Here is a 21,581-nt window from a genome sequence, read left to right as displayed (position 1 = left end):
GGGACTCCTGCGGTTGCGCAAGTCCCCTGTTACCGATGGGTAGTCATATCCGTTTTTTCACCTTCACCAAGAGGGCCCGCTTTGTGAACTGCCCGTTGTGTCCCGCCTGTCGCCGGATCGTCATATCGACTCCGGTATCGGAAGGGGCCGTTTCTCGATGGCCGCCGCCATCACCTCCGGGAACAGGTCGGGCGTGCAGGCGAACGCCGGTGCGCCCAGCGCCGCGAGCGCCGCCGCGTGCTCGCGGTCGTAGGCGGGCGCCCCCTCGTCGGAGAGCGCGAGCAGTGCCACGAACTGCACCCCCGACGCCTTCATCGCCGCCACCCGCTTCAGCATCTCGTCCCGGATCCCCCCTTCGTACAGGTCGCTGATGAGGACCACGACTGTGTCGGCGGGCCGCGCGATCCGGGACTGGCAGTACGCCAGCGCCCTGTTGATGTCCGTGCCGCCGCCGAGCTGCGTCCCGAAGAGGACGTCGACCGGGTCGTCGAGCTGGTCCGTGAGATCGGCGACGGCCGTGTCGAAGACGACCAGCCGGGTGGCGATGGAGCGCATCGACGCAAGGACCGCCCCGAAGACGGACGCGTAGACCACCGAGGCCGCCATCGACCCCGACTGGTCGATGCAGAGGACGACCTCCTTCTTCACGGAACGGGACGCCCTCCCGTACCCGATCAGCCGCTCCGGCACGACCGTGCGGTACTCCGGGAGGTAGTGCTTGAGGTTGGCCGCGATCGTGCGGTTCCAGTCGATGTCGTGGTGCCGGGGCCGGGTGACTCGCGCGCTGCGGTCGAGCGCGCCCGTGAGCGCGGCACGGGTGCGGGTGGCGAGCCGCTCCTCAAGATCCTCGACGACCTTGCGGACCACCGCCCGGGCGGTCTCCCTGGTGGTTTCCGGCATCGCCTTGTTCAGCGACAGGAGTGTGCCCACCAGGTGCACGTCCGGCTCGACCGCCTCGAGCATCTCCGGCTCCAGGAGCAGAGCGGACAGACCGAGCCGGTCGATGGCGTCCCGCTGCATGACCTGGACGACCGAGGAGGGGAAGTAGGTCCGGATGTCCCCGAGCCAGCGCGCGACCGACGGCGCGGAGGCCCCGAGTCCCGCCGAACGGTCGTGTCCCTGGCGGGGCTTGTCCCCCTTTCCGTACAGCGCGGTCAGGGCGCCGTCCATCGCCGCGTCCCGCCCCGCGAGCCCGTGCCCGGTGCCGTCCGCCGCGTCGCCGCCGAGCACCAGCCGCCAGCGCCGCAGCCGTTCGTCGGCTTCCGCCGTCCTGTTCCGCACGGTCGAGGTCTCCTCCCGGACGGTCGTGTGCGTGCTCATCGGACCACCCCCACAAGGTCGGCGGCGCCGCTGCCGTCGGCCTCGTCCGCTCCGAGCAGCAGACGCAGCACCGGGAGCACGGCGTCCGCCCGCCCGGCGTCCCGCTCGACGGCGAACCCCGGGGGGCCCGAGCCGGTGGCCGCCGCACCGCCCCGCACCCCCGGACCCCGCCGCACCAACTCGCCCAGCGTGCGCCGCACTCCCGGCTCATAGGCCGAGAACGTGCGCCTCAGCAGCGGCAGTACGTCGGTGAACGCGTCCGCCGGCACCCCGGTCAGCCATGCGTCCACCAGGCCGAGCAGCCGCTCGTCGTGCACCAGCAGCATCCCGCCGCCGGAACCGCCGCCGACGAACCCCTCGATCCACGCGGCGGCGTCCGCCGGTGCCGTCCCCGGCGACAGCACGAGTCCCATCAGCCGAGCCGCCTCCTCCTGCGCCAGCTCCCCGTCGTCCAGCAGCAGCCGCACGGCCCGCCCGCGGATCACCCCGGGCACGCTGTCCCGCCCGGAGAGCACCCGTAGGACGGAACACCACCGCCCGAGCAGACCACCCCGCGCGCCCGCGGCCCCTTCCTCCAGCAGCCCCACCGACCCGTGCACCGCGTCGATATGACGCCGCATCTCCTCGGCCGCCTCCGCGTCCAGCGCGGCGCAGGCGGGCGGCAGCCCGACGAACACCCGCTCCGCCAGGCCCGTCGCGACCTCGGCCAGCGCCCGGGTGTCCGTGCCGCGCACGTCCCCGTAGCGCAGCGCACGGACCAGCGCGGGCAGGGCCTGGGCCAGATGTCCGACGTCGGCGTCGAGTGCCGCGCGGTCGGCGAGGACCCGCATGACCACGGGCAGCGCGTCGGACAGCTCCGCCCGCAGGCACCGCTCGGCGAGCGCCGTGACCTCGGCGAGGGCCTGCGCGGCGACCGCTTCCGCCTCGGCCTTCGCGGTCGCGGCGGCGAGCACGGTCGTCCCCCAGACGCCGGCCTCGGCGACCCGCACGGCCAGCTCCGGATCCCAGCGCAGCCGCCAGGTCTCCCGGAACGTCCCGGTGCTGCCGCGCGAGACCGCGGGCTCTCCCCACCCGATCGCCAGGAGCCGCAGCCGGTGGAGGAGCCGGCTGCGCCCCGCGTCGGTCTCCCTGCGCAGATCGAGCTCCAGCTCCCGCTCCTGCGGCTCGGGTTTGAGCCTGAGCCGCTTCTGGAGCAGGGCGAGGTCCCGCTGCAACGGCACCGCGGGGGCCGAGGCGGGCACTTCCCCGAGGACGTCCCCGACCACGAGCCGGTCGTGCACCAGTGCCAGCGGCACATCCGATCCCTCGCACATCACCGCCCGCACCGCGTCGGTCGTCTCGGACAGCCCCGGCAGCGGCCGTCCGCGCAGCGCGGCAAGCGTCCCGGCGAGCCGCACCGCCTCGATGACATGCGCGGACGACACGATCCGGCCCTCCTCGCGGAGCAGCCCGGCCACCCTCGTCAGCCACCGCTCCACGGGCCGGTCGGAGGCGGCGAACAGATGCCCGTACCAGCCGGGCGAGTCGATCCCCGCGCCGTAGCCACTGGCCCGGGACAGCCTCCGATGGGTCCAGGGCACCCAGGTCATGTCCGTCCTCACCTTGGGCAGTCCCTTCAACAGGGCCCGGTCGGCGGCGACGGATGTCCTCCGGCGCAGCGCGGGCACGTGCCAGGCCCCGCACACCACGGCCACGTCCCGGCCGAACTCGCGCCGGGCGGCGCGCACCTGCAGCCGCATGTACGCCTCCCGCACGAGGTCCCGCTCGTGCGCCCCGGTGCCGTACGCCTCCCGCAGGGCGCCCATCGCCTCCTCGAGCACGGCGAACGGGGCGAGGGCGTCGGCCGTCCCCACGCCCCGGTGCTCGACGACGTCCTCCCACCACCGCTCCGGATCGTCGTATCCGGCGGTTCTCGCCAGTACGGCGGCCGGGTCGACGCGCACCGTGTCCTCCGGTCCGCCGTCCGCGCCGGGCCCGGTCGGCCCCGGTCCGTCCCCGCGTCCATCCGCGGACGGCTCCGACTCCGCCTCACCGGTCTCGCCCTGCCGGGACGCCGGGTCTTCCCCCTGCCATGCCAGCGTGTGCGCGGCGGGCAGGTCGATGAACCGGGCCGGAACGCCGTGTTCCAGAGCCCAGCGGATCGCCACCCACTCCGGGGAGAACTCGGCCAGCGGCCAGAACGCGGACCGTCCTGGCTCGTCCACGGCATGAGCGAGCAGCGCCACCGGCGGCCGCATCTCCTCGTCGGCCGCGAGCGGGACGAGCGGGTCCGCCTCGGGCGGCCCCTCGATCAGCACGATGCGCGGCCGCGCCGAGTCCAGCGCGGCCCGCACGGCGCGCGCGGAGCCCGGTCCGTGATGCCGCACCCCGAGCAGCAGCGGCCCCTCGTCTACCGTCGCGCCCGGCGACCCGTCAACGCCCGTCACACCGTCCCCCTCGCCTCCGGCCCCATCCCGGATCCCCGCGTCCGTGCACCCCCGCGCCGGCACACCCGTCCACGGCTGCCGTGCCGCCCGCGCCACTCGAAAAGCCCCGCGGGACCTCGCCCGCCGGGCGCGTCATGCGGACACCTCCCGGCATGCGCGATAGAAGTCCGTCCAGCCGTCACGCTCACGGACCACGGCCTCCAGGTACTCCTGCCAGATGACGTGGTCGGTCGCGGGGTCGCGGACGACCGCTCCGAGGATGCCCGCGGCGATGTCGCCCGCCCGCAGCGCGCCGTCGCCGAAGTGGGCGGCCAGCGCGAGCCCGCCCGTGACGACGGAGATCGCCTCGGCGGTGGACAGCGTGCCGCTGGGGGACTTCAGCTTCGTCCGTCCGTCCGCGGTGACACCGCCGCGCAGTTCCCGGAAGACCGTGACGACGCGCCGGATCTCGTCGATGCCGTCGGGCGGGGCCGGCAGGTCGAGCGAGCGCCCGATCTGCTCGACGCGGCGGGAGACGATGTCGACCTCCGCCTCGGCGCTCTCGGGCAGCGGCAGCACCACGGTGTTGAAACGGCGGCGCAGCGCGCTGGACAGCTCATTGACCCCGCGGTCGCGGTCGTTGGCCGTCGCGATCAGGTTGAAGCCGCGGACGGCGAGCACCTCCTGCCCCAACTCCGGTATCGGCAGGGTCTTCTCGGACAGGATGGTGATGAGCGTGTCCTGCACGTCGGCCGGGATGCGGGTCAGTTCCTCGACCCGGGCAACGGTCCCCTCGCGCATGGCCCGCATGACGGGGCCGGGCACCAGCGCGTCCGGGCTCGGGCCGTGCGCGAGCAGTTGTGCGTAGTTCCAGCCGTAGCGGATCGCCTCCTCCGGGGTCCCGGCCGTGCCCTGCACGAGCAGCGTCGAGTCGCCGCTGACGGCCGCCGCGAGATGCTCGGACATCCAGGTCTTGGCCGTGCCGGGCACACCGAGCAGAAGCAGGGCGCGGTCGGTGGCGAGCGTGGTGACGGCCACCTCGACGATGCGGCGCGGGCCGACGTACTTCGGTGTGATCACCGTGCCGTCCGGCAGTGTGCCGCCCAGCAGATAGGTGGCCACGGCCCACGGCGACAGCCGCCAGCGGGCCGGGCGCGGCCGGTCGTCCTGCGCGGCCAGCGCGGCGAGTTCGGCCGCGAAGGCGTCCTCGGCGTGCGGCCGCAGCACCTCGGACCCCGCCTGCCCGGGTCCCTCCGCCCGCCCTCGCGCCCTCTCCTCCCCCGGCGTGTGCACGGGCGCGGGCACCCGCCCGTCCGGGGCTGCCGCCCCGCCCTCGCTCCCGGGCCCCGGCCCGCTCGGGCACGGTTCGACGGACATCGGATCGACGGACACACGCATGGCCGTATCCCCCTCCAGCTCGGCCGGTTCGGATCTGCCACCAACCGTGCACCAGACCACTGACAATCCGCGGTGACCTGCGCAAAGACCCTTGCGACCGGCGATTGTCAGTGCCGGGACCTACCTTCGACGACATGACTCAGCAGGGGGTGCGCTGGACCGCGGACCAGGTGCTGGCACTGGCACCTGACGCCGCGTCACGCAAGGCGGGAAGCGAACTCGGTGCGGCCGGCCCGTGGTCGCAGGCGGGCAGTTCCGACGAGGGGACGGTCTGGGGACTGTGCAAGGGCAGTGGCAGTACGCCGTATCGGACGGTCGTCGACATCGCGGAGGCGAACGGCCCGGCGTACTCGTGCAGTTGTCCTGGCCGCAAGTCCCCGTGCAAGCACGCCCTGGGGCTGCTGCTGCTCTGGGCCGGCGGGGACGGCACGGTGTCGCGGGGGCAGGCGCCGGACTGGGCGGAGCAGTGGATGGAGGGGCGCAGGCAGCACGCACAGATAAAGGGGACAGCGGCCGGACACGGCGGGGGCACGACCGGCGATCCGGAGGCGGCCCGGCGCCGGGCGGAGCGGCGGGCCGAGCGGATCACGGCCGGGGCGGAGGAGCTGGAGCAGCGGCTGGCCGACCTGCTGCGCGGCGGTCTGGCCTCGGCCGAGCAGGCGGGGTACGGGCTGTGGGAGGAGACGGCCGCCCGGATGGTGGACGCACAGGCCCCGGGACTGGCCGCCCGGGTGCGGGAGTTGGGGTCGCTCCCCGCGTCGGGAGCGGGCTGGCCGGCCCGGCTCCTGGAGGAGTGCGCACTGCTGCATCTGCTGGACCGGGGCTGGCTGCGCCGTGAGCGGCTGCCGGCCGGGCTGGCGGCGACGGTCCGTTCACGGGTCGGCCTGCCGGGCTCGCCGGAGGGTCCGCCGGTCCGGGACAGCTGGCTGGTCCTGGCGCAGTACGACACTTCGGACGGCCGGCTCACCACACGCAGGATCTGGCTGTACGGATCGGAGACCGGGCGCACCGTACTGCTCCTCTCGTTCGCGGCCGCCGGACGCGCTCCGGAGCCGTCGCTGCCGGTGGGCCTGGCCTTCGAGGCGGAGGTCTCCCGGTATCCGGGCGACGGGCAGCCCCGGGTGGCGCTGGGCGAGCGGTTCACCCCGCCCGAGCCGGTCGCGGTGCGACCGCCGGGCCTGACCACCCTCCGGGCGGCGGCCCGGTACGGGGAGGCACTGCGCACGGACCCCTGGCTGGAGTCGCTCCCGGTGACGCTGAACCGGGTGATACCGACACCGGCCGGGGACGCCTGGCAGCTGGCGGACGCGGACGGCGGCACGGCGCTCCCGATCACCCCCTCGTCGGCCGCCCGTCCGGGCCTGTGGCGCCTGGTCGCCCTCTCGGGCGGCGGCCCGGTCACGGTCTTCGGCGAGTGCGGTCACCTCGGCTTCACCCCGCTCACCGCCTGGCCCGAGGCAGCGGGAGACGCGGTCCCGCTGTGCTGACGGCACCGGAACCACCGCCCACCGACCGAAGGACCGAAATGACTGCGACTCCCGCCCCGCCGGACACGGCTCCCGATGTGCCCTGGGAGGAGCTCGTGACCGTGGCCCTGCTGGGCACCGGCCGGCGTACCCCGTCGTGGCTGCCGCCCGGTCGCGAGGCGCCGACGGCGCTGCTGGACCTGGCCGCCGTGGAGACGGTGCGTCGCAGAGCGGGGCTGCGCCCCGCCCCGGCGGAGGCGCGGCTCGTGCCCGCGGCACCGGACCCTCGCCCACCGCTGCCACCCGCGGCGGTCCGCAGACTGGCCCTGCTCCTGTCGGAGCGCCCCGGCGCGGTCGGTGGCCGCAGGGGGGCGGCCCCCGACCTCATGGAGCTGCTGCCGCAGTGGCTGTCCCTGGCCAACGCACGGGGCTTCGCGCCACCGCCGCAAGCACTGCCCGCGCTCCTGGACGCGGCCCGCGGGCGTACGGACCTGCGGCCGGCGGCGCTGGCCTTCGCCGGACCGCGCGCCCTGTGGCTGGCCCGGCTGAACCCGGACTGGCGTTTCGCGCTGCGATCCACGCCCGGTGGCGGTGCCGAACTGCCGCCGTCCGAGGACAGGGACCGCATCCGGGCCCTGTGGCAGGAGGGCCTGTTCGCGGAGCGGGTCGCACTGCTCGCCGCGCTCCGTACACGACAGCCGTCCGCCGCCCGCGAACTGCTCGCCTCCACCTGGGCGGCCGAGCGGGCCGAGGACCGTCTGATGTTCCTCGACTCACTGCGCGCAGGGCTCGAAGCCGCGGACGAGCCGTTCCTGGAGCAGGCGCTCTCCGACCGGAGCCGCAATGTACGGGCGATGGCGGCCGAGTTGCTCTCGGCGCTTCCGGGCTCGGCCCTGGCCGGCCGCATGGCGGCGCGGGCGGCGGCCTGCGTGGCGATCGACCGCACGCGTCCGGAAGCCGTGATCGTGGTCGAGGCACCGCACCAGTGCGATCCGGGCATGGAGCGCGACGGAGTGGTGCCGAATCCCCCGGCGGGCCGCGGCGAACGGTCGTGGTGGCTGGGCCAGCTGGTGGAGGCCGCACCGCTCGGTGCGTGGCCGGTCCGGCTCGGGCAGCGTACGCCGGAGGAGATCGTCGTGCTGCCGGTGGCGGACGACTGGCGGGACGAGCTGCACGCGGCGTGGTGCCGTGCGGCCGTGCGGCAGCGCGACCCCGGCTGGTCCCGGGCCCTGCTCGGCCGCCCCTCGGCCCCGGAGGCCGGGGGTCCGGGTGCGGTGTCCCTGGCCGAGCGGGCGAAGCTGCTGTCGATCCTGGACGCGGCCGACCGGGCGGACTGGGTCGCGGGGTTCATCGCCACACACGGTCTGTCCGAGGCCTTCCAGCTTCTCGGGGTGTGCGCGGTCCCCTGGGCAGCGCCCCTCGGGCGGGCGGTCGTGGACGCGCTCGACATCGCCCGGGACGCGGGGAGTTATCCATGGAGCTTCAGCGGGGTGATGGGCCTCGCGGAGCGCTGCCTCGACCCCGCGGAGGCGAGCCGGCTCGACGCGCTGACGGCGATACCGGACGAGACGGAGGACACGTCGCCCGGGGCCGGCGGCTACTGGGCAGAGGCGTTCCAGCGCCTGACCACGACACTGCGGCTGCGCGCCACGATGCGGCAGGAACTGGGCGAGCCCTGAGCCGGGGCACACGGCCGCGCCGCGACGTCCTGAAGGGCGCCGCCCGCCCATCGGTGAACGGCACCCTCGTCGCGCTGGTCGCCGGTGTTACGCCCCGGCCGGCTGGCGCACGTTCGCCCGTACCCAGTCCACGATCGATGCCGTGGTCGCACCAGGAGTGAAGATCTCCGCGACGCCCTTCTCCTTCAGCGGGGGGATGTCCGCCTCGGGGATGATCCCGCCGCCGAAGACCAGGATGTCCTCCGCGTCGCGCTCCTTGAGCAGCTCGATCACCGCGGCGAACAACGTGTTGTGCGCGCCGGACAGGATCGACAGGCCGATAGCGTCGGCGTCCTCCTGGATCGCCGTGTCCACGATCTGCTCGGGCGTCTGGTGGAGGCCGGTGTAGATGACCTCCATACCCGCGTCGCGCAGTGCCCGCGCGATCACCTTGGCCCCACGATCGTGGCCGTCGAGCCCCGGCTTGGCCACCACCACGCGGATCGGACCGGCTGCCACACCCATCACTGCCTCCATGAAGCGACTACTCCACCCTGTACCGATGTACCGCACCGCCGCCACGTCACCGCACCGGCGGACATACGGACCGCACGTTCGGCGTATTTTCCCGCCGGCGGTGAACACACACCGCTCCGCCCGCGCGACCCCGGCGGACCGGGCCCTCGCGCACCTCACGCCACAGGTGTCCCGCTCCGCACCGACCCGGGAAGTGAACGAACGTTATCGCCAGCATCCCGCAACCGGCAGTTTCGCGGTGCAGACCGAGGGGGAAATCACACAGTGGGACACATTCGCCGCGCAGGGTCTCCCCTCTCGGCGGCACAGGGGCCGGTGACATCGGCGGCCCGGGTGCCGTGGACCGAGGTGATCGTGCGCACGGAGAGCCGCTGAGGGCGGCCGCACCATCGCATCGCCGGCGGGGCGCCGTGGTGGTGAGGTCTTCCGGCGAAATTGCACAGGGCACGATGCGGGGACCCCACACCCGTACGAGGAGGACGGGAACCGCGACCGAGGACGGGCGTCGCGTCACAGCGACGAGAAGACGTCCGTCGCATCAGGGCCGCACCTGCCGCGTCCGCGGCACGGCCGAACCCGCGGTCCTTGCCCCGCAGGCCATCGCCTGACGGCTTTCCACGAGGGCTCACGGGGGACAGAGGCGTCCTTGCGTGTGCCGACGGGAGGTCGGCCATGATGGTCACCAGGGCAGTGCAGCCCCTGCAGCCGCTGCTTCCGCTGTGCCAGCGTCTGTTCCCGAGCCGACTGGCCGGACTCTCCATAGCCCTCCTGAAGGCGACCGCGCTGGAGCTCGCGATCCTCGCCGGGCATGTGCTCCTTTATCCCTCGGGCATCATTCAGGAGCGCCGTTCGGCGCCCCTCCCGATCTCGCCGGACGCCGCCACACTGCCGACCGAGGCCAAACCTCCGGTCATCCTGCTCCACGGGTTCATCGACAACCGCTCGGTCTTCGTCCTGCTGCGCCGCAATCTCACCCAGCACGGACGGCAGCACATCGAGTCCCTCAACTACTCACCGCTGACCTGCGACATCCGCACCGCCGCCCAGCTTCTCGGCCGTTATATCGAAGAACTGTGCGAGCGTACGGGGCAGGAGCGGGTGGACGTCGTCGGGCACAGCCTGGGTGGGCTGATAGCGCGGTACTACGTCCAGCGCCTCGGCGGCGACCTGCGCGTCCGCACCCTCGTCACACTGGGCACCCCGCACTCGGGGACCCGTGTCGCGCCGCTCGCGAACGCGCACCCGATCGTGCGGCAGATGCGTCCCGGCTCGGAGCTCATCCAGGAACTGCGCGAGCCCGCGCCCGGCTGCCGTACACACTTCGTGAGCTTCTGGAGCGATCTGGACCCCCTGATGGATCCACTGGAGACGGCCTGCGTCGACCACCCCGATCTGCTGGCGCAGAACGTACGGGTCAGCGGCATCGGCCATCTCGCCCTGCCGGTGCACCCCACCGTCGCCGCCGGGATACGGCAGGCACTCGACCTCGTCGAGCCCGGAGCGGCCGCCACCCACACCGGTGGTCTGACGGTGGCCTGACCCATCGGCCCCTCGGCACGCGACCACGGACGGCACAACCGTTGGCCACCACTTGCGGAGGACAGCCCGACGCGACCCCCGCCCCAGCCCCGGATCGCCCGTCCGGCGACGCGCAGACACCCTATCGACCTCGAACATTCATCGAACGCAAAACCAAAGCCTCGCCGCGGGCCGCCGAATCACGGCTGAATGCCCGTTTCCTGCACGAGGGAAACCAACGGAAGATTGTCGCGCCCGCATACCGCCGGGTACAGTCACCGCACTGCTCTGCCAGCCCCTGTTGTCGAGGCGAAAGAGAAGTTGGTGAACGACCGTCACCCGTCGGGGACCGCTACTTCCCCGACTCCGGCCCCCGATGCCGTCGCGGCGCACTATGCGTCGTACGGAGGACACGGTGGCCAGTACGGCGAGTTCACCACGTACACGGACACCTTCGGCGCCGGCGGCACCACGACGGCGAACTTCGCGGCCGACCCCCTCTTCGGGGACCTGCCGGGCCACGGCTCGACCGGCGCGTACGACGCCACGCAGTGGTCCGCGGCCGGCCATGCGACATACGGCGACAACACCCACCCGTCGCCGAACTACGACGCCTACGCCGCCCAGCACCAGGCCGCCTTCGACACCGGCGCCCATGACACGACCGCCTGGGCGACCGGTTATCAGCAGCTCGCAGGTATCCCCGCGCAGGGCACCTCCCCCGACGCCACGGGCCAGTGGGACGCACAGGCCTGGGCCGAGGCCGGCCAGTCGGCGGACGCGGCCCAGCAGTGGGAATGGGGCACGCAGGCCTTCGACACGGGCTCCTACGACGCCACCCAGTGGAACTCGGCCGAAGCCGTCGAGCACGGGGTCCACGACCAGTACGCCGACGCGGCGGACCCGGCCACGGCGACCTTCGAGCAGGCGATCCAGCACCCCTTCGACCAGGCCGAGTCCTTCGACGGGACGGAGACCTTCGACCAGCAGGCCACCGCCGGCTTCGACGCGGCGGAAGCCTTCGATCAGCCGCCGTACGACCACATCGCCTACGAAGAAGGCGAGTCGGGAGACGGCGAGGCGTCGGGCGACACCCCGTCGCCGCTCGAGGACGAGGAAGACATCGCCCCCGCCTCCCGTGTCGCGGCCCGCGCCTCGAACCGCGCCCGGCGCCGCGCCCCTGCGAAGCGATCCGCACTGCTGACCGTCGCCGTGCCGTCGGTGTGCGTCATGGGGGTAGCCGGTATCGCCGCCGCGTCCGTCGGCGTGAACGGGGAGGACGGCAAGACGACAAGCGCCTCGGCCGCCACCCCCGTGAAGCCGTCCGCCGCGAACAACAAGCTGGACTCCCAGCTCGAGAGCGTCTCCGCGGGTGCGAACGACTTCGCGGACCGGGCGAGCCGCACGCAGGAGCGCATCGACCTCAAGGCGGAGCAGGCTGCCGAGCAGCGGAAGGCCGCGGCGGAGGCGGCGCTCAAGGAGCGGATGCGACCGAAGTTCGTCCTGCCGGTTCTGCAGAAGGGCCTGAGCGCCTACTTCGGACAGGCCGGCATCAACTGGATGTCCGTGCACACCGGGATCGACTTCCCGGTCTCCTACGGCACCACGGTGATGGCCGCGACGGACGGCACGGTCCGCACACAGTGGAACAGTGCCTACGGCAACATGATGATCCTGACCGCGAAGGACGGTACGGAGACGTGGTACTGCCACCTCTCCACCTACCGGGTCTCCTCCGGAACGACGGTGAAGGCCGGCCAACCGATCGCGTACTCCGGCAACTCGGGCAACTCCACCGGCCCGCACCTACACTTCGAAGTGCGCCCCGGCGGCGGTGCGGCAATAGACCCGCTGCCCTGGCTGCGCAGTCACGGGCTCGACCCGACCTGATCAACTCCCCGGCTGGGCCCCGCCGTTCGGCGGGCCCAGCCGCATGGGCTACAGCTTCTCCACCGGCGCGTACCGCAGCAGCAGCCGCTTCGGCTTGGTGTCGCCGAAGTCGATCGTCGCCTCCGCGTTCCCACCCGTGCCCTTGACGCCGACGACCGTCCCCAGTCCGAACTGGTCGTGCGTGACGCGGTCGCCCACCGCCAGGGAGATCACCGGTTTCTCCGCCGCACCGCCCCGGCGGGTGGCGAACCCCGACGCGCCGACGGCCGAGGAGCGCGAGCGCGAGGACGACAGCGAGGCCGCGACGCCCGAGAGCGGACCGGAGGACACCGGGGCCGAGGAGGTGCCGGTGCGCTTCCACTCCACATGCTGGTCCGGGATCTCCTCCAGGAAGCGTGAGGGCGGATTGTACGAGGGCTGGCCCCAGGCGCTGCGCAGGGCCGACCGCGTGAGGTACAGCCGCTCCCGCGCCCGTGTGATGCCGACGTACGCCAGGCGCCGCTCCTCCTCCAGCTCCTTGGTCTGGCCGAGCGCGCGCATGTGCGGGAAGACGCCGTCCTCCATACCGGTCAGGAACACCACCGGGAACTCGAGGCCCTTCGCGGTGTGGAGGGTCATCAGCGTGATGACGCCGTCACCGTCCTCCTCGTCCGGGATCTGGTCGGAGTCGGCGACGAGAGCGACCTGTTCGAGGAAGTCGGCGAGCGTACCCCCCGCAGCGGCCGCCCCCGGTGCCGATGCCTCCTCGCCGCGCTCCTGCTCGAACTCCAGGGCCACGGCGGCGAGTTCCTGGAGGTTCTCGATACGGGTCTCGTCCTGGGGGTCGGTCGAGGCCTGCAACTCGGCCAGATAGCCGGTGCGCTCCAGCACGGCCTCCAGGACCGTGGCCGGTCCGGCGCCGGACTCCACGATGGTCCGCAGGTCCTCCATCAGTGCGTTGAACCGCTTGACCGCGTTCGTCGAGCGGGCCGCCATGCCGTATGCCTCGTCCACGCGACGCAGCGCCTGCGGGAAGCTGACCTTCTCCCGCTGCGCGAGGGCGTCGATCATCGCCTCGGCGCGCTCGCCGATGCCCCGCTTCGGGACGTTCAGGATCCGCCGCAGCGGCACGGAGTCCTCGGGGTTCGCCAGCACCCGCAGATACGCGAGGACGTCCCGGACCTCCTTGCGCTCGTAGAAGCGGACGCCGCCGACCACCTTGTAGGGCAGGCCGACGCGGATGAAGATCTCTTCGAAGACACGGGACTGGGCGTTCGTGCGGTAGAAGACGGCGACGTCGCCGGCCTTCGCCTCACCCGAGTCCGTCAGTCGGTCTATCTCCTCGGCGACGAACTGGGCCTCGTCGTGCTCGGTGTCGGCGACATAGCCGATGATCCGTGCGCCCGCGCCCGCGTTGGTCCACAGGTTCTTGGGACGGCGCGACTCGTTGCGCTCGATGACCGCGTTGGCCGCGCTCAGGATCGTCTGCGTGGAGCGGTAGTTCTGCTCCAGGAGGATCGTGGTGGCATCCGGGTAGTCCTCCTCGAACTGGAGGATGTTGCGGATGGTGGCGCCGCGGAAGGCGTAGATCGACTGGTCGGCGTCACCGACGACGCACAGCTCGGCCGGGGGCAGGTCGTGCTCGGACGGCGGCACGTCCACGGGATGCCCGGCGGTGCCGACGAGTTCCCGTACAAGGGCGTACTGGGCGTGGTTGGTGTCCTGGTACTCGTCGACGAGGACGTGGCGGAAGCGGCGGCGGTAGTGCTCGGCGACGTCGGGGAAGGCGCGCAGCAGGTTGACCGTCGTCATGATCAGGTCATCGAAGTCGAGCGCGTTCGCCTCGCGGAGGCGGGACTGGTAGAGCGTGTAGGCCTGGGCGAGGGTCTTCTCGAAGCCGTCGGCGGCCTGGGCGGCGAAGTCCTCCTCGTCGACCAGCTCGTTCTTCAGGTTGGAGATCTTGGCGCTGAAGGACTTCGGCGGGAACCGCTTGGGGTCGAGGTCCAGATCGCGGCAGACGAGCGCCATCAGCCGCTTGCTGTCGGCGGCGTCGTAGATCGAGAAGGAGGACGTGAAGCCCAGCTTCTTGCTCTCCCGCCGCAGGATGCGGACGCACGCGCTGTGGAAGGTCATCACCCACATCGCGTTCGCACGCGGGCCGACGAGCTGCTCGACGCGCTCCTTCATCTCGCCCGCGGCCTTGTTGGTGAAGGTGATCGCCAGGATCTGGCCGGGATGCACGCCCCGCTCGGCCAGCAGATGGGCGATGCGGTGGGTGAGCACGCGGGTCTTGCCGGAGCCGGCGCCGGCCACGATGAGCAGGGGGGAGCCGGCGTGCACGACGGCCGCGCGCTGGTTCTCGTTCAGGCCCTGGAGCAGCGCCTGGGGGTCGATGACGGGGCGGGGAGCGCCGTCGCGGTAGTAGGAGTCACGATCCGCGGGCACGTCGAAGCGCCCGCCGAACAGATCGTCCGGAACCGGCTCCGGAGCGTGGTCGTCCTCGGGCGGCGGGGGCTCCTCCTCAGGGGCCGGTGTGGCCTTGAGGTCCGCCAGGAAGCTGTCGTCAAAGAGGCTGCTCATCGCTCTCCGAGTCTAGGCCGCCCCACCGACAGTCGGCCGCCACCCCGAGAACTCCGCCGCCGGGAGCGGGCCGGACCGCCCGCGGTCTTCCGGTGCCGACCGCACTCGCACCGCCACCTTCCGGGACCGTTCGATCGCTGACAGAAATCGATCGCAGGGCGGTGCACGATCCCGTGATCCGGTATCGCCTCCCGACGGAACCAGGCGGAGTCCGTCACTCCGCACGACTTCACAGGAAAACACCCAACCCGTCGCAGATCCCGCCGCATTCCCCCAGGGCGGCCCGGCACATGGTCAAGGTCACGAAAATGTATCGGGCATATCGCACATCAACCTTCACACGGGCCACACGAGTTGGCTAGCGTTCCGAGCGGGTCGCACGACCCCCACCGGCGAAGATCGCCGGGCCGTGCGGCCTCCGCCGAGTCCGGTACGCCCCCGCGGCACCCGGAGCCGGGGACCCACCCGACCTTGGGGTGAATCGGCCAACGGCCCTGCGGGGCCGGGGCCGTAGGGCATGCCTTCCGGAACCACCCGCCCGAACCCGACAGCTAACTCGGTAGGCGGAGTACGGAAGGAGACGCCTCCCATGGCGCCGCACCGCAAGGCGCGTCCCTCGGGCACGCGCATCGCAGGCATACGGACCCCCGTTCTCGCGACGGCCGCCCTCACCTCCGTGGCCCTGCTGTCCCAGACCGCCAACGCCGCCCCCTCCCCCGACCGCAAGCCGAGCGTCGAGGAGGTCGAGAAGAAGGTCGACGACCTCTACCGCCAGGCGGAGTCGGCCACCGACAAGTACAACGCGGCCAAGGAGAAGTCGACCGAGCAGCGCAAGCGCGTCGACACGCTCCTCGACGACGTGGCCCAGCGCACCCAGAAGCTCAATGAGGCACGTGAGCAGCTGGGGTCGTACGCCGCCGCGCAGTACCGCACCGGGGCGGCGGCCCCCGACACGGCCACCTTCCTGCTGGCCGACACCCCTCAGGACTACTTCGACCAGACCCAGCTGATGAACCGGCTCACCGGTCGCCAGAAGGAGACGGTCGACGACTACTTCACCGACCGGTCCGCGACGATGAAGAAGCGGCAGGAGGCCACCGAGAGCCTTCAGACGCTCACCGAGTCGCAGGAAGCGCTGAAGTCGAGCAAGACGGAGATCCAGAAGAAGCTCGGCACCGCGCGGGAGCTGCTCTCCAGACTCACCGCGGAGGAGAAGGCACGCCTCGCCGCGATCGAGAAGAAGAAGCAGGAGGAGGCACGGCGCCAGGCGGAGGAGCTGGCCCGGCAGCAGGAGGCGGCCCGGCAGAAGCAGGCCGCGCAGGAGTCGTCCTCCTCCACCACCACGGGCGGCTCGTCCGGCTCCTCCACCACGGCCCCCACGAACGGGACGAAGGCGGAGAAGGCCCTCGCGTACGCCCGGGCCCAGGTGGGCAAGCCGTACGTGTGGGGCGCGACCGGCCCCGATTCGTACGACTGCTCCGGACTGACCCAGGCCGCCTGGAAGGCCGCAGGGGTGTCGCTCCCGCGCACCACGTACGACCAGGTCGACGCCGGCACGACGGTGCCGCTCGCCGACGCCCAGCCGGGTGACCTGATCTTCTTCTACGACGACATCAGCCACGTCGGCATCTACATCGGCGACGGCATGATGATCCATGCGCCGAAGCCGGGCGCCTACGTCCGCGAGGAGTCCATCTACTACGACGGCTCCTCCATCATCCACAGCGTGGTGCGCCCCGCCTGAGGCCGGGCCTCCCGCTCGTCGTGCGGTACGCGCGCGTGGGGTTGTTTTCGGCATCCCCGCGCGCGTGCCCCGTACGCAACGCGGGTGCGCATCTTTAGCATCGGGCGCATGTCAGGCACCTCCGCGCTCCGCACCTGGTGGTCGCAGCGTCCACCCGCCACCGGGGCCGCCGTGATGGCGACCGGCATCCTGTCGGTCGGACTGCTCCTGGCCGGCCACCGGGTCCTCTCCCGTATCGCCCTGGCCCTCACGGCCGCCGCCTGGCTGGGACTGGTCGCCGACGCCGCCGTACGGGCGCCGGGGTGGCGCGGGCGCGGGGCGGACGCGGCGCTCCCCCCGGCCGCCCTCACCCCGGTCGCGGCGACCGCCGCGCTGGGCACGGCGGCGGCCGTGCAGGGCGGGCAGTCGCTCGCGAAGGCCCTGCTCGCCCTGTCCGTCCTGCTGTGGGCGGTCCTGCTCGTGGTGGTCGCACGCCGCTGGAAGCGCCGTATGGCCGGGACGGTCTTCCTAGGATGCGTGGCGACGGAGGGGATCGCGCTGCTCGGTGCGGTGCTGGCGGTGTCCGCCGGTGTGGCGTGGCTCGCACACACGGCGCTCGTGTTCTTCTGGCTCGGGCTGGTGTTCTACGTGGTCGGACTGCGGTGCTTCGACCTGCGCCAGGTGACGAGGGGGGCGGGGGACCACTGGATCCTGGGCGGCGGACTCGCCATCGCCGCGGTGGCCGGGGCGCGGCTCGTTCTCGCCTCCCACCGGATGTACCTCTGGAACAACGACGACCGTGCCGCCCTGCGGGGCGTGACCATCGCGCTGCTCGTCCTCGCCCTTGTGTGCTACTGCCTGCTGGCGGTGGCCGAGGTGCTCCGCCCCCGGCTCGGCTACGACGTACGGCGCTGGGCGACCGTCTTCCCGATGGCCATGACGGCGGTGGCGTCCCTGTCCGTCGCCACCGCCCTCGGGGTGCCGTGGCTGCGCGACCTGGGCCGGGTGCTGCTGTGGATCGCGGTGGCCGCCTGGTGCGTGGTCCTCGCCGGCGCCGTCCTGTCGGCGTCGGGCGGCGTCAGGTCCAGAGCACCGCGATGAAGATGTTCGCGACGGTCAGCGCGCCGACGAGGGCGAAGAGCGGCTTCTCGACCCTCTCCTCGTCCCGCTTCACATAGACCAGGCCGAGGATCACGATCAGCAGGGCCAGCTTCACACCGATCTTGATCGTGTCGACGGAGTGGTGGTCCGCCTCGTTGAGACCGACCAGCACGACACCGGTGACCAGCATGGTCAGCGCGCCGTGCAGCATCCCGGGCACAAAACGGGCCGTGCCCCGGCCCATCGCCTTCATCTGGGTGAGGAAGCCGCCGAGGAGCGCGGCGATACCGATGATGTGCAGGCCGACGAAGAGATGGATGAGTACGTCCATGGGTCCGGAGCCTAACCAGGGGTGCCCGGTCTCCCGGTCACCGGCCCCGCGTCGAGGACGGCGCCCCTGCCCGCACGGCCACCGCATATATGCGCTCCATAGCACTCCGCCGCCCGCCCGCGTCCCGAAACCACCGCATCGGTCATCGCACAGCGTGAAGTCGGCGCTCCCGGAACGGGATCACGGCCACATACGGTCACCGGTAGTCCGGTCGCGACAGTTCCGCACATTGCATCACGGAGCGGTCACGGCGAGGTTTAGCGTCCTGCACCAGGTGGCCGGCTCCCCACCACCGCCCGGGCCAGGGGCGGCCGTCGGACACCACCGCCGAGAAGGTCCGGCGGCGGCGCGCTCCCCCTGTGCGGGCCGCCGCCGGACGCGCGACACCGCCCGGGACGACCGGCGGTCGTACGAAAGGACGGGACGGCCAGGTGGCAGCGCACCGCAAGCCCAGACAGCGTGCGATCGGCGGCAACACGGTCCGCACCGCCGCCACGATCGCCCTCGCGGGAGCGGCTACCGCGACCGGTCTCGAGGGCACGGGGCACGCCGAACCGCAACTCTCCCCCGCTCAGGTCAAGGCCGAAGTCGACAAGCTGTACGAGCAGGCGGAGGTCGCCACCGAGAAGTACAACGGGGCGAAGGAGGAGGCGGCCGAGGCCCAGGCACGGCTCAACTCCCTGCGCGACGAGGCGGCCCGCCGCACGGACCGGCTCAACACGGCGCGCGAGGCACTCGGTTCGGCCGCGGCGGCGCAGTACCGCGGCGGCGGCATCGACCCCTCGGTGCAGCTCCTGCTCTCCTCGGACCCCGGCCGTTACCTCGACGACGCCGCTTTCGCCGAGCGGGCCGACAACCGGCAGGCCGCGGCCGTGAGCCGTGTGCGGGGCCAGCTGCACGAGATCGAGCGGCTGCGCGGCGCGGCCCGGGTGGAGCTGGCCTCCCTGAAGTCACGGCAGACGGAGCTGCGCCGGCAGAAGCAGACGATCACCGACAGGCTGGGCGAGGCGCGCCGGCTGCTGTCCCGTCTGACAGCCGGCCAGCGGGCACAGCTCACAGGGGACGGGGGCACCGGACGGGCGTCGCGCTCCGCACTACGGGGCCTGGCACCGATGTCGGCCGCCGCCGCGGCCGCTCAGGCCCCCAACACACGGGCGGCGGCCGCGCTGTCGTACGCGTACGGCAAGCTGGGCAGCCCGTATGTCTGGGGTGCCACCGGCCCCAACGCCTTCGACTGCTCGGGCCTGGTGCAGGCCGCCTACCGCTCGGCGGGCGTCTCGCTACCGCGGACCACCTACGCCCAGATCGGGGCGGGACACCGGGTCTCGCGCTCCGAACTGCTCCCCGGCGACCTGGTGTTCTTCTACTCCGGCGTCAGCCACGTGGGGATCTACGTGGGCAACGGTCAGATGATCCACGCGCCCAACCCCTCGGCGCCGGTACGGCTGGCGCCGATCGACCAGATGCCGTTCGCGGGGGCCACCCGGGTGGTGTGAGCGGCCTCCGGACCCCCGAAGCCCCCGTGTACGTCCGATGAGGGCCCGTCAGACCAGCCGGCGTGCCGTCGCCCAGCGCGTCAGCTCGTGCCGGTTGGACAGCTGGAGCTTACGCAGGACCGCCGAGACATGGGACTCGACCGTCTTCACCGAGATGAACAGCTGCTTGGCGATCTCCTTGTACGCGTAGCCGCGGGCGATGAGGCGCAGCACCTCGCGCTCGCGCTGGGTGAGCCGGTCGAGGTCCTCGTCGACGGGCGGGGCGTCCGTCGAGGCGAAGGCGTCGAGGACGAAGCCGGCCAGGCGCGGCGAGAACACCGCGTCGCCTTCCTGCACACGGAAGACGGAGTCGACCAGATCGGAGCCGGTGATCGTCTTGGTGACGTATCCGCGGGCGCCGCCACGGATGACACCGATCACGTCCTCCGCCGCGTCCGAGACGGACAGCGCGAGAAAGCGGACCGGCCGCTCCGCGTCGGCCATCAGCGGTGCACACCGGCGCAGCACCTCGACGCCACCGCCGCCGGGCAGATGGACGTCGAGGAGCACCACCTCGGGCCGGGTGGCGGTGATGACACTCACCGCCTGGTCGACGTCCGCGGCCTCGCCGACGACCTCGACCCCGGTCCGCTCGGTCTGCCCGATCTCGGCCTGGACACCCGTGCGGAACATCCGGTGGTCGTCGACGAGCACGACCCGCACACGCCGCTCCTCGGCGCCGCCCCCGCTCGTGCGCTCCGGCTCCACCGGGCCGGCCGGCTCGTTCGCGTCGCTCATGACGTCCTCTCCGCCCTCTCCATCTCCAGCTCGACCTCCGTACCGCCGCCCGGCACGGAGCGCAGTCGTGCCGTCCCGCCGTTGCGCTCCATGCGGCCGATGATCGATTCTCTGACACCCATGCGGTCGGTGGGAATCGTGTCGAGGTCGAAACCGGGACCGCGGTCGCGCACGGACACGAAGACGGTCCTCTCCTCGACCTCGGCGTAGACCTGGACGGCACCGCCCTCGCCACCGTACTTGGCGGCGTTCACCATCGCTTCGCGCGCGGCCTGCATCTGCGCCGCGATCCGATCGTCGAGGGGGCAGTCGCCGACGACGACGACCTCGATGGGTACGCCGTGCTTGTCCTCCACCTCCGCCGCGTTGCGCCGGACCGCCTCCGCGAGGGTGTCGGGCTCCTCGTCCTCGTCCTTGCCGGTGCCCTCCGGCTTGTAGAGCCAGGCGCGCAGGTCGCGCTCCTGGGCGCGGGCGAGGCGGCGTACCTCGCCGGCGTTCTCCGCGTTGCGCTGGATCAGGGTCAGCGTGTGCAGGACCGAGTCGTGGACATGGGCGGCGACCTCCGCGCGCTCCTGGGCGCGGATGCGCATCAGTCGCTCCTCGGACAGGTCCTGGGTGATCCGGACGAGATAGGGGCCCGCGAGCAGCGTGACGCCGACGAGGACCGCGAGCGCCGCCTGGAGGACCGAACCGAGGTGGGCCGCCGAGCCCTGGAGCACGAAGATGCCGGAGACGCCCGCGGTCACCAGCAGGACCCCGGCCGCGGCGCGCAGCAGCGTAAGTGTGCGCCGGCGGCTGCCGACCTCCATCCAGCGCGCCCGCCGCGCGTTGTCCGCCTGGCGCCAGACCAGGGCGACACCCGCGGCGACTAGGACGGCCGGGATGAGGTAGGCCTTGGCCCCGCCGCCGAGGTTCACGCTGCCGACGAAGGTCAGCGCCACGACGACCATGAGCAGCAGGGCGACGATCTGGCCCCGGTCGGGCTTGCGGGCGACCAGTCTGCGCCGGCCGTCGGGCGAGGTCTCGGTGCCGACCAGGGACGGGGAGCGCCGGTCGTCGACGCCGCCGACACCGAGCGGGACGAAGAACCAGAACGCGGCGTACAACAACGCGCCGAGTCCGTCCGCCGTCATCAGGCCGACGAACACCAGACGCACCCAGATCACGGGCAGCCCCAAGTGCCCGGCGAGCCCCCGCGCCACGCCCCCGAGCCAGCGTCCGTCGCTGCTGCGGTAGAGCTTGCGCGGCGGCCGCGGGTCGTCGGGGAGCACTGCTGCGGCGTCCGGCATGCCATCGATGGTCACACGACCGGCCCATCGGTACATCAGGGTCGGCCCCTTAGACACCCCTGAACTTCACCTTCCCCGGGCGCCGGGCACGCCCCGGTGATCCGGCGGCGCCC

15 protein-coding genes and 1 riboswitch are annotated in these 21,581 nt (G+C 72.5%); of the genes, 7 read left to right on the top strand and 8 right to left on the bottom strand.

Annotation, left to right across the window (positions count from 1 at the left end; all coding sequences use genetic code 11):
• Nucleotides 1-120: 120 nt before the first annotated feature.
• From ADL25_RS09725 to ADL25_RS09715, 3 genes are all read right to left on the bottom strand, one after another.
• On the bottom strand, nucleotides 121-1,320 hold the full coding sequence (locus tag ADL25_RS09725) for a VWA domain-containing protein (RefSeq protein WP_059127254.1): 1,200 nt from the start codon (nucleotides 1,318-1,320) through the stop codon (nucleotides 121-123).
• Nucleotides 1,317-3,746 (bottom strand): DUF5682 family protein, encoded by a 2,430-nt coding sequence (locus tag ADL25_RS09720; RefSeq protein WP_059127253.1) that lies wholly within the window; start codon nucleotides 3,744-3,746, stop codon nucleotides 1,317-1,319. Before ADL25_RS09720 ends, ADL25_RS09725 begins: the two co-directional genes overlap by 4 nt.
• 132 nt (nucleotides 3,747-3,878) lie before the next feature.
• On the bottom strand, nucleotides 3,879-5,123 hold the full coding sequence (locus ADL25_RS09715) for an ATP-binding protein (protein WP_107116559.1): 1,245 nt from the start codon (nucleotides 5,121-5,123) through the stop codon (nucleotides 3,879-3,881).
• Between the two features lie 134 nt (nucleotides 5,124-5,257).
• Between ADL25_RS09715 and ADL25_RS09710 the strand changes: the two genes are divergently transcribed.
• The gene (locus tag ADL25_RS09710) at nucleotides 5,258-6,610 is read left to right on the top strand and encodes an SWIM zinc finger family protein (protein ID WP_059127251.1); all 1,353 of its coding nucleotides are present in this window, start codon (nucleotides 5,258-5,260) and stop codon (nucleotides 6,608-6,610) included.
• Nucleotides 6,611-6,648: 38 nt separating this feature from the next.
• A complete protein-coding gene (locus ADL25_RS09705) occupies nucleotides 6,649-8,268 on the top strand; it encodes a DUF5691 domain-containing protein (protein ID WP_059127250.1) in 1,620 nt (539 codons plus the stop codon).
• An 87-nt stretch (nucleotides 8,269-8,355) separates the two neighbouring features.
• On the opposite strand, the gene ADL25_RS09700 is transcribed toward ADL25_RS09705, so the two are convergent.
• Entirely contained in the window at nucleotides 8,356-8,772 is a 417-nt protein-coding gene (locus ADL25_RS09700; RefSeq protein ID WP_059127249.1) for a cobalamin B12-binding domain-containing protein, read from the bottom strand.
• Nucleotides 8,773-9,456: 684 nt separating this feature from the next.
• Here ADL25_RS09700 and ADL25_RS09695 point away from each other — a divergent pair.
• Both ADL25_RS09695 and ADL25_RS09690 read left to right on the top strand, forming a co-directional pair.
• Nucleotides 9,457-10,323, top strand: a complete 867-nt coding sequence (locus tag ADL25_RS09695) for an esterase/lipase family protein (protein ID WP_059127248.1) — start codon at nucleotides 9,457-9,459, stop codon at nucleotides 10,321-10,323.
• A 303-nt stretch (nucleotides 10,324-10,626) separates the two neighbouring features.
• Entirely contained in the window at nucleotides 10,627-12,192 is a 1,566-nt protein-coding gene (locus ADL25_RS09690; RefSeq protein WP_059127247.1) for a M23 family metallopeptidase, read from the top strand.
• A gap of 48 nt (nucleotides 12,193-12,240) precedes the next feature.
• Here the strand turns inward: ADL25_RS09690 and pcrA are convergent, their stop codons facing one another.
• Nucleotides 12,241-14,751 carry a DNA helicase PcrA gene (gene pcrA / locus ADL25_RS09685; RefSeq protein ID WP_059127246.1) on the bottom strand — a complete coding sequence of 837 codons (2,511 nt, stop codon included), beginning with the start codon at nucleotides 14,749-14,751 and terminating at the stop codon, nucleotides 12,241-12,243.
• 409 nt (nucleotides 14,752-15,160) lie between these two features.
• A riboswitch (cyclic di-AMP (ydaO/yuaA leader) is annotated at nucleotides 15,161-15,332 on the top strand.
• Between the two features lie 8 nt (nucleotides 15,333-15,340).
• Between pcrA and ADL25_RS09680 the strand changes: the two genes are divergently transcribed.
• Together ADL25_RS09680 and ADL25_RS09675 are read left to right on the top strand one after the other, a co-directional pair.
• On the top strand, nucleotides 15,341-16,495 hold the full coding sequence (locus ADL25_RS09680; RefSeq protein ID WP_059127245.1) for a C40 family peptidase: 1,155 nt from the start codon (nucleotides 15,341-15,343) through the stop codon (nucleotides 16,493-16,495).
• Between the two features lie 108 nt (nucleotides 16,496-16,603).
• Nucleotides 16,604-17,575: a tellurite resistance/C4-dicarboxylate transporter family protein gene (locus tag ADL25_RS09675; protein ID WP_059127244.1), complete on the top strand. Its 972-nt coding sequence runs from the start codon at nucleotides 16,604-16,606 to the stop codon at nucleotides 17,573-17,575.
• Here ADL25_RS09675 and ADL25_RS09670 read toward each other — a convergent pair.
• Nucleotides 17,553-17,906 (bottom strand): hypothetical protein, encoded by a 354-nt coding sequence (locus ADL25_RS09670; RefSeq protein ID WP_059127243.1) that lies wholly within the window; start codon nucleotides 17,904-17,906, stop codon nucleotides 17,553-17,555. The genes ADL25_RS09675 and ADL25_RS09670 overlap by 23 nt on opposite strands.
• Before the next feature lie 431 nt (nucleotides 17,907-18,337).
• Here ADL25_RS09670 and ADL25_RS09665 point away from each other — a divergent pair, with 431 nt between their 5' ends.
• Nucleotides 18,338-19,402 carry a C40 family peptidase gene (locus ADL25_RS09665; protein WP_059127242.1) on the top strand — a complete coding sequence of 355 codons (1,065 nt, stop codon included), beginning with the start codon at nucleotides 18,338-18,340 and terminating at the stop codon, nucleotides 19,400-19,402.
• A 48-nt stretch (nucleotides 19,403-19,450) separates the two neighbouring features.
• On the opposite strand, the gene ADL25_RS09660 is transcribed toward ADL25_RS09665, so the two are convergent.
• Nucleotides 19,451-20,179 carry a LuxR C-terminal-related transcriptional regulator gene (locus ADL25_RS09660; RefSeq protein WP_059127241.1) on the bottom strand — a complete coding sequence of 243 codons (729 nt, stop codon included), beginning with the start codon at nucleotides 20,177-20,179 and terminating at the stop codon, nucleotides 19,451-19,453.
• A complete protein-coding gene (locus tag ADL25_RS09655) occupies nucleotides 20,176-21,504 on the bottom strand; it encodes an ATP-binding protein (protein WP_059127240.1) in 1,329 nt (442 codons plus the stop codon). The genes ADL25_RS09660 and ADL25_RS09655 overlap by 4 nt, the downstream gene beginning before the upstream one ends.
• Nucleotides 21,505-21,581: the final 77 nt, after the last annotated feature.

The organism is Streptomyces sp. NRRL F-5122, assembly GCF_001507435.1.
GTDB lineage: Bacteria > Actinomycetota > Actinomycetes > Streptomycetales > Streptomycetaceae > Streptomyces > Streptomyces lannensis.
This window is presented reverse-complemented; position numbering and strand designations above follow the sequence as displayed.

Bases quoted from the DNA above. Each gene is read 5' to 3' on its own strand.
- ADL25_RS09725 (WP_059127254.1), bottom strand. From the start codon at position 1,320: ATGAGCACGCACACGACCGTCCGGGAGGAGACCTCGACCGTGCGGAAC.
- ADL25_RS09715 (WP_107116559.1), bottom strand. From the start codon at position 5,123: ATGCGTGTGTCCGTCGATCCGATGTCCGTCGAACCGTGCCCGAGCGGG.
- ADL25_RS09710 (WP_059127251.1), top strand. From the start codon at position 5,258: ATGACTCAGCAGGGGGTGCGCTGGACCGCGGACCAGGTGCTGGCACTG.
- ADL25_RS09705 (WP_059127250.1), top strand. From the start codon at position 6,649: ATGACTGCGACTCCCGCCCCGCCGGACACGGCTCCCGATGTGCCCTGG.
- ADL25_RS09700 (WP_059127249.1), bottom strand. From the start codon at position 8,772: ATGGGTGTGGCAGCCGGTCCGATCCGCGTGGTGGTGGCCAAGCCGGGG.
- ADL25_RS09695 (WP_059127248.1), top strand. From the start codon at position 9,457: ATGATGGTCACCAGGGCAGTGCAGCCCCTGCAGCCGCTGCTTCCGCTG.
- pcrA (WP_059127246.1), bottom strand. From the start codon at position 14,751: ATGAGCAGCCTCTTTGACGACAGCTTCCTGGCGGACCTCAAGGCCACA.
- ADL25_RS09680 (WP_059127245.1), top strand. From the start codon at position 15,341: ATGGCGCCGCACCGCAAGGCGCGTCCCTCGGGCACGCGCATCGCAGGC.
- ADL25_RS09675 (WP_059127244.1), top strand. From the start codon at position 16,604: ATGTCAGGCACCTCCGCGCTCCGCACCTGGTGGTCGCAGCGTCCACCC.
- ADL25_RS09670 (WP_059127243.1), bottom strand. From the start codon at position 17,906: ATGGACGTACTCATCCATCTCTTCGTCGGCCTGCACATCATCGGTATC.
- ADL25_RS09660 (WP_059127241.1), bottom strand. From the start codon at position 20,179: ATGAGCGACGCGAACGAGCCGGCCGGCCCGGTGGAGCCGGAGCGCACG.
- ADL25_RS09655 (WP_059127240.1), bottom strand. From the start codon at position 21,504: ATGTACCGATGGGCCGGTCGTGTGACCATCGATGGCATGCCGGACGCC.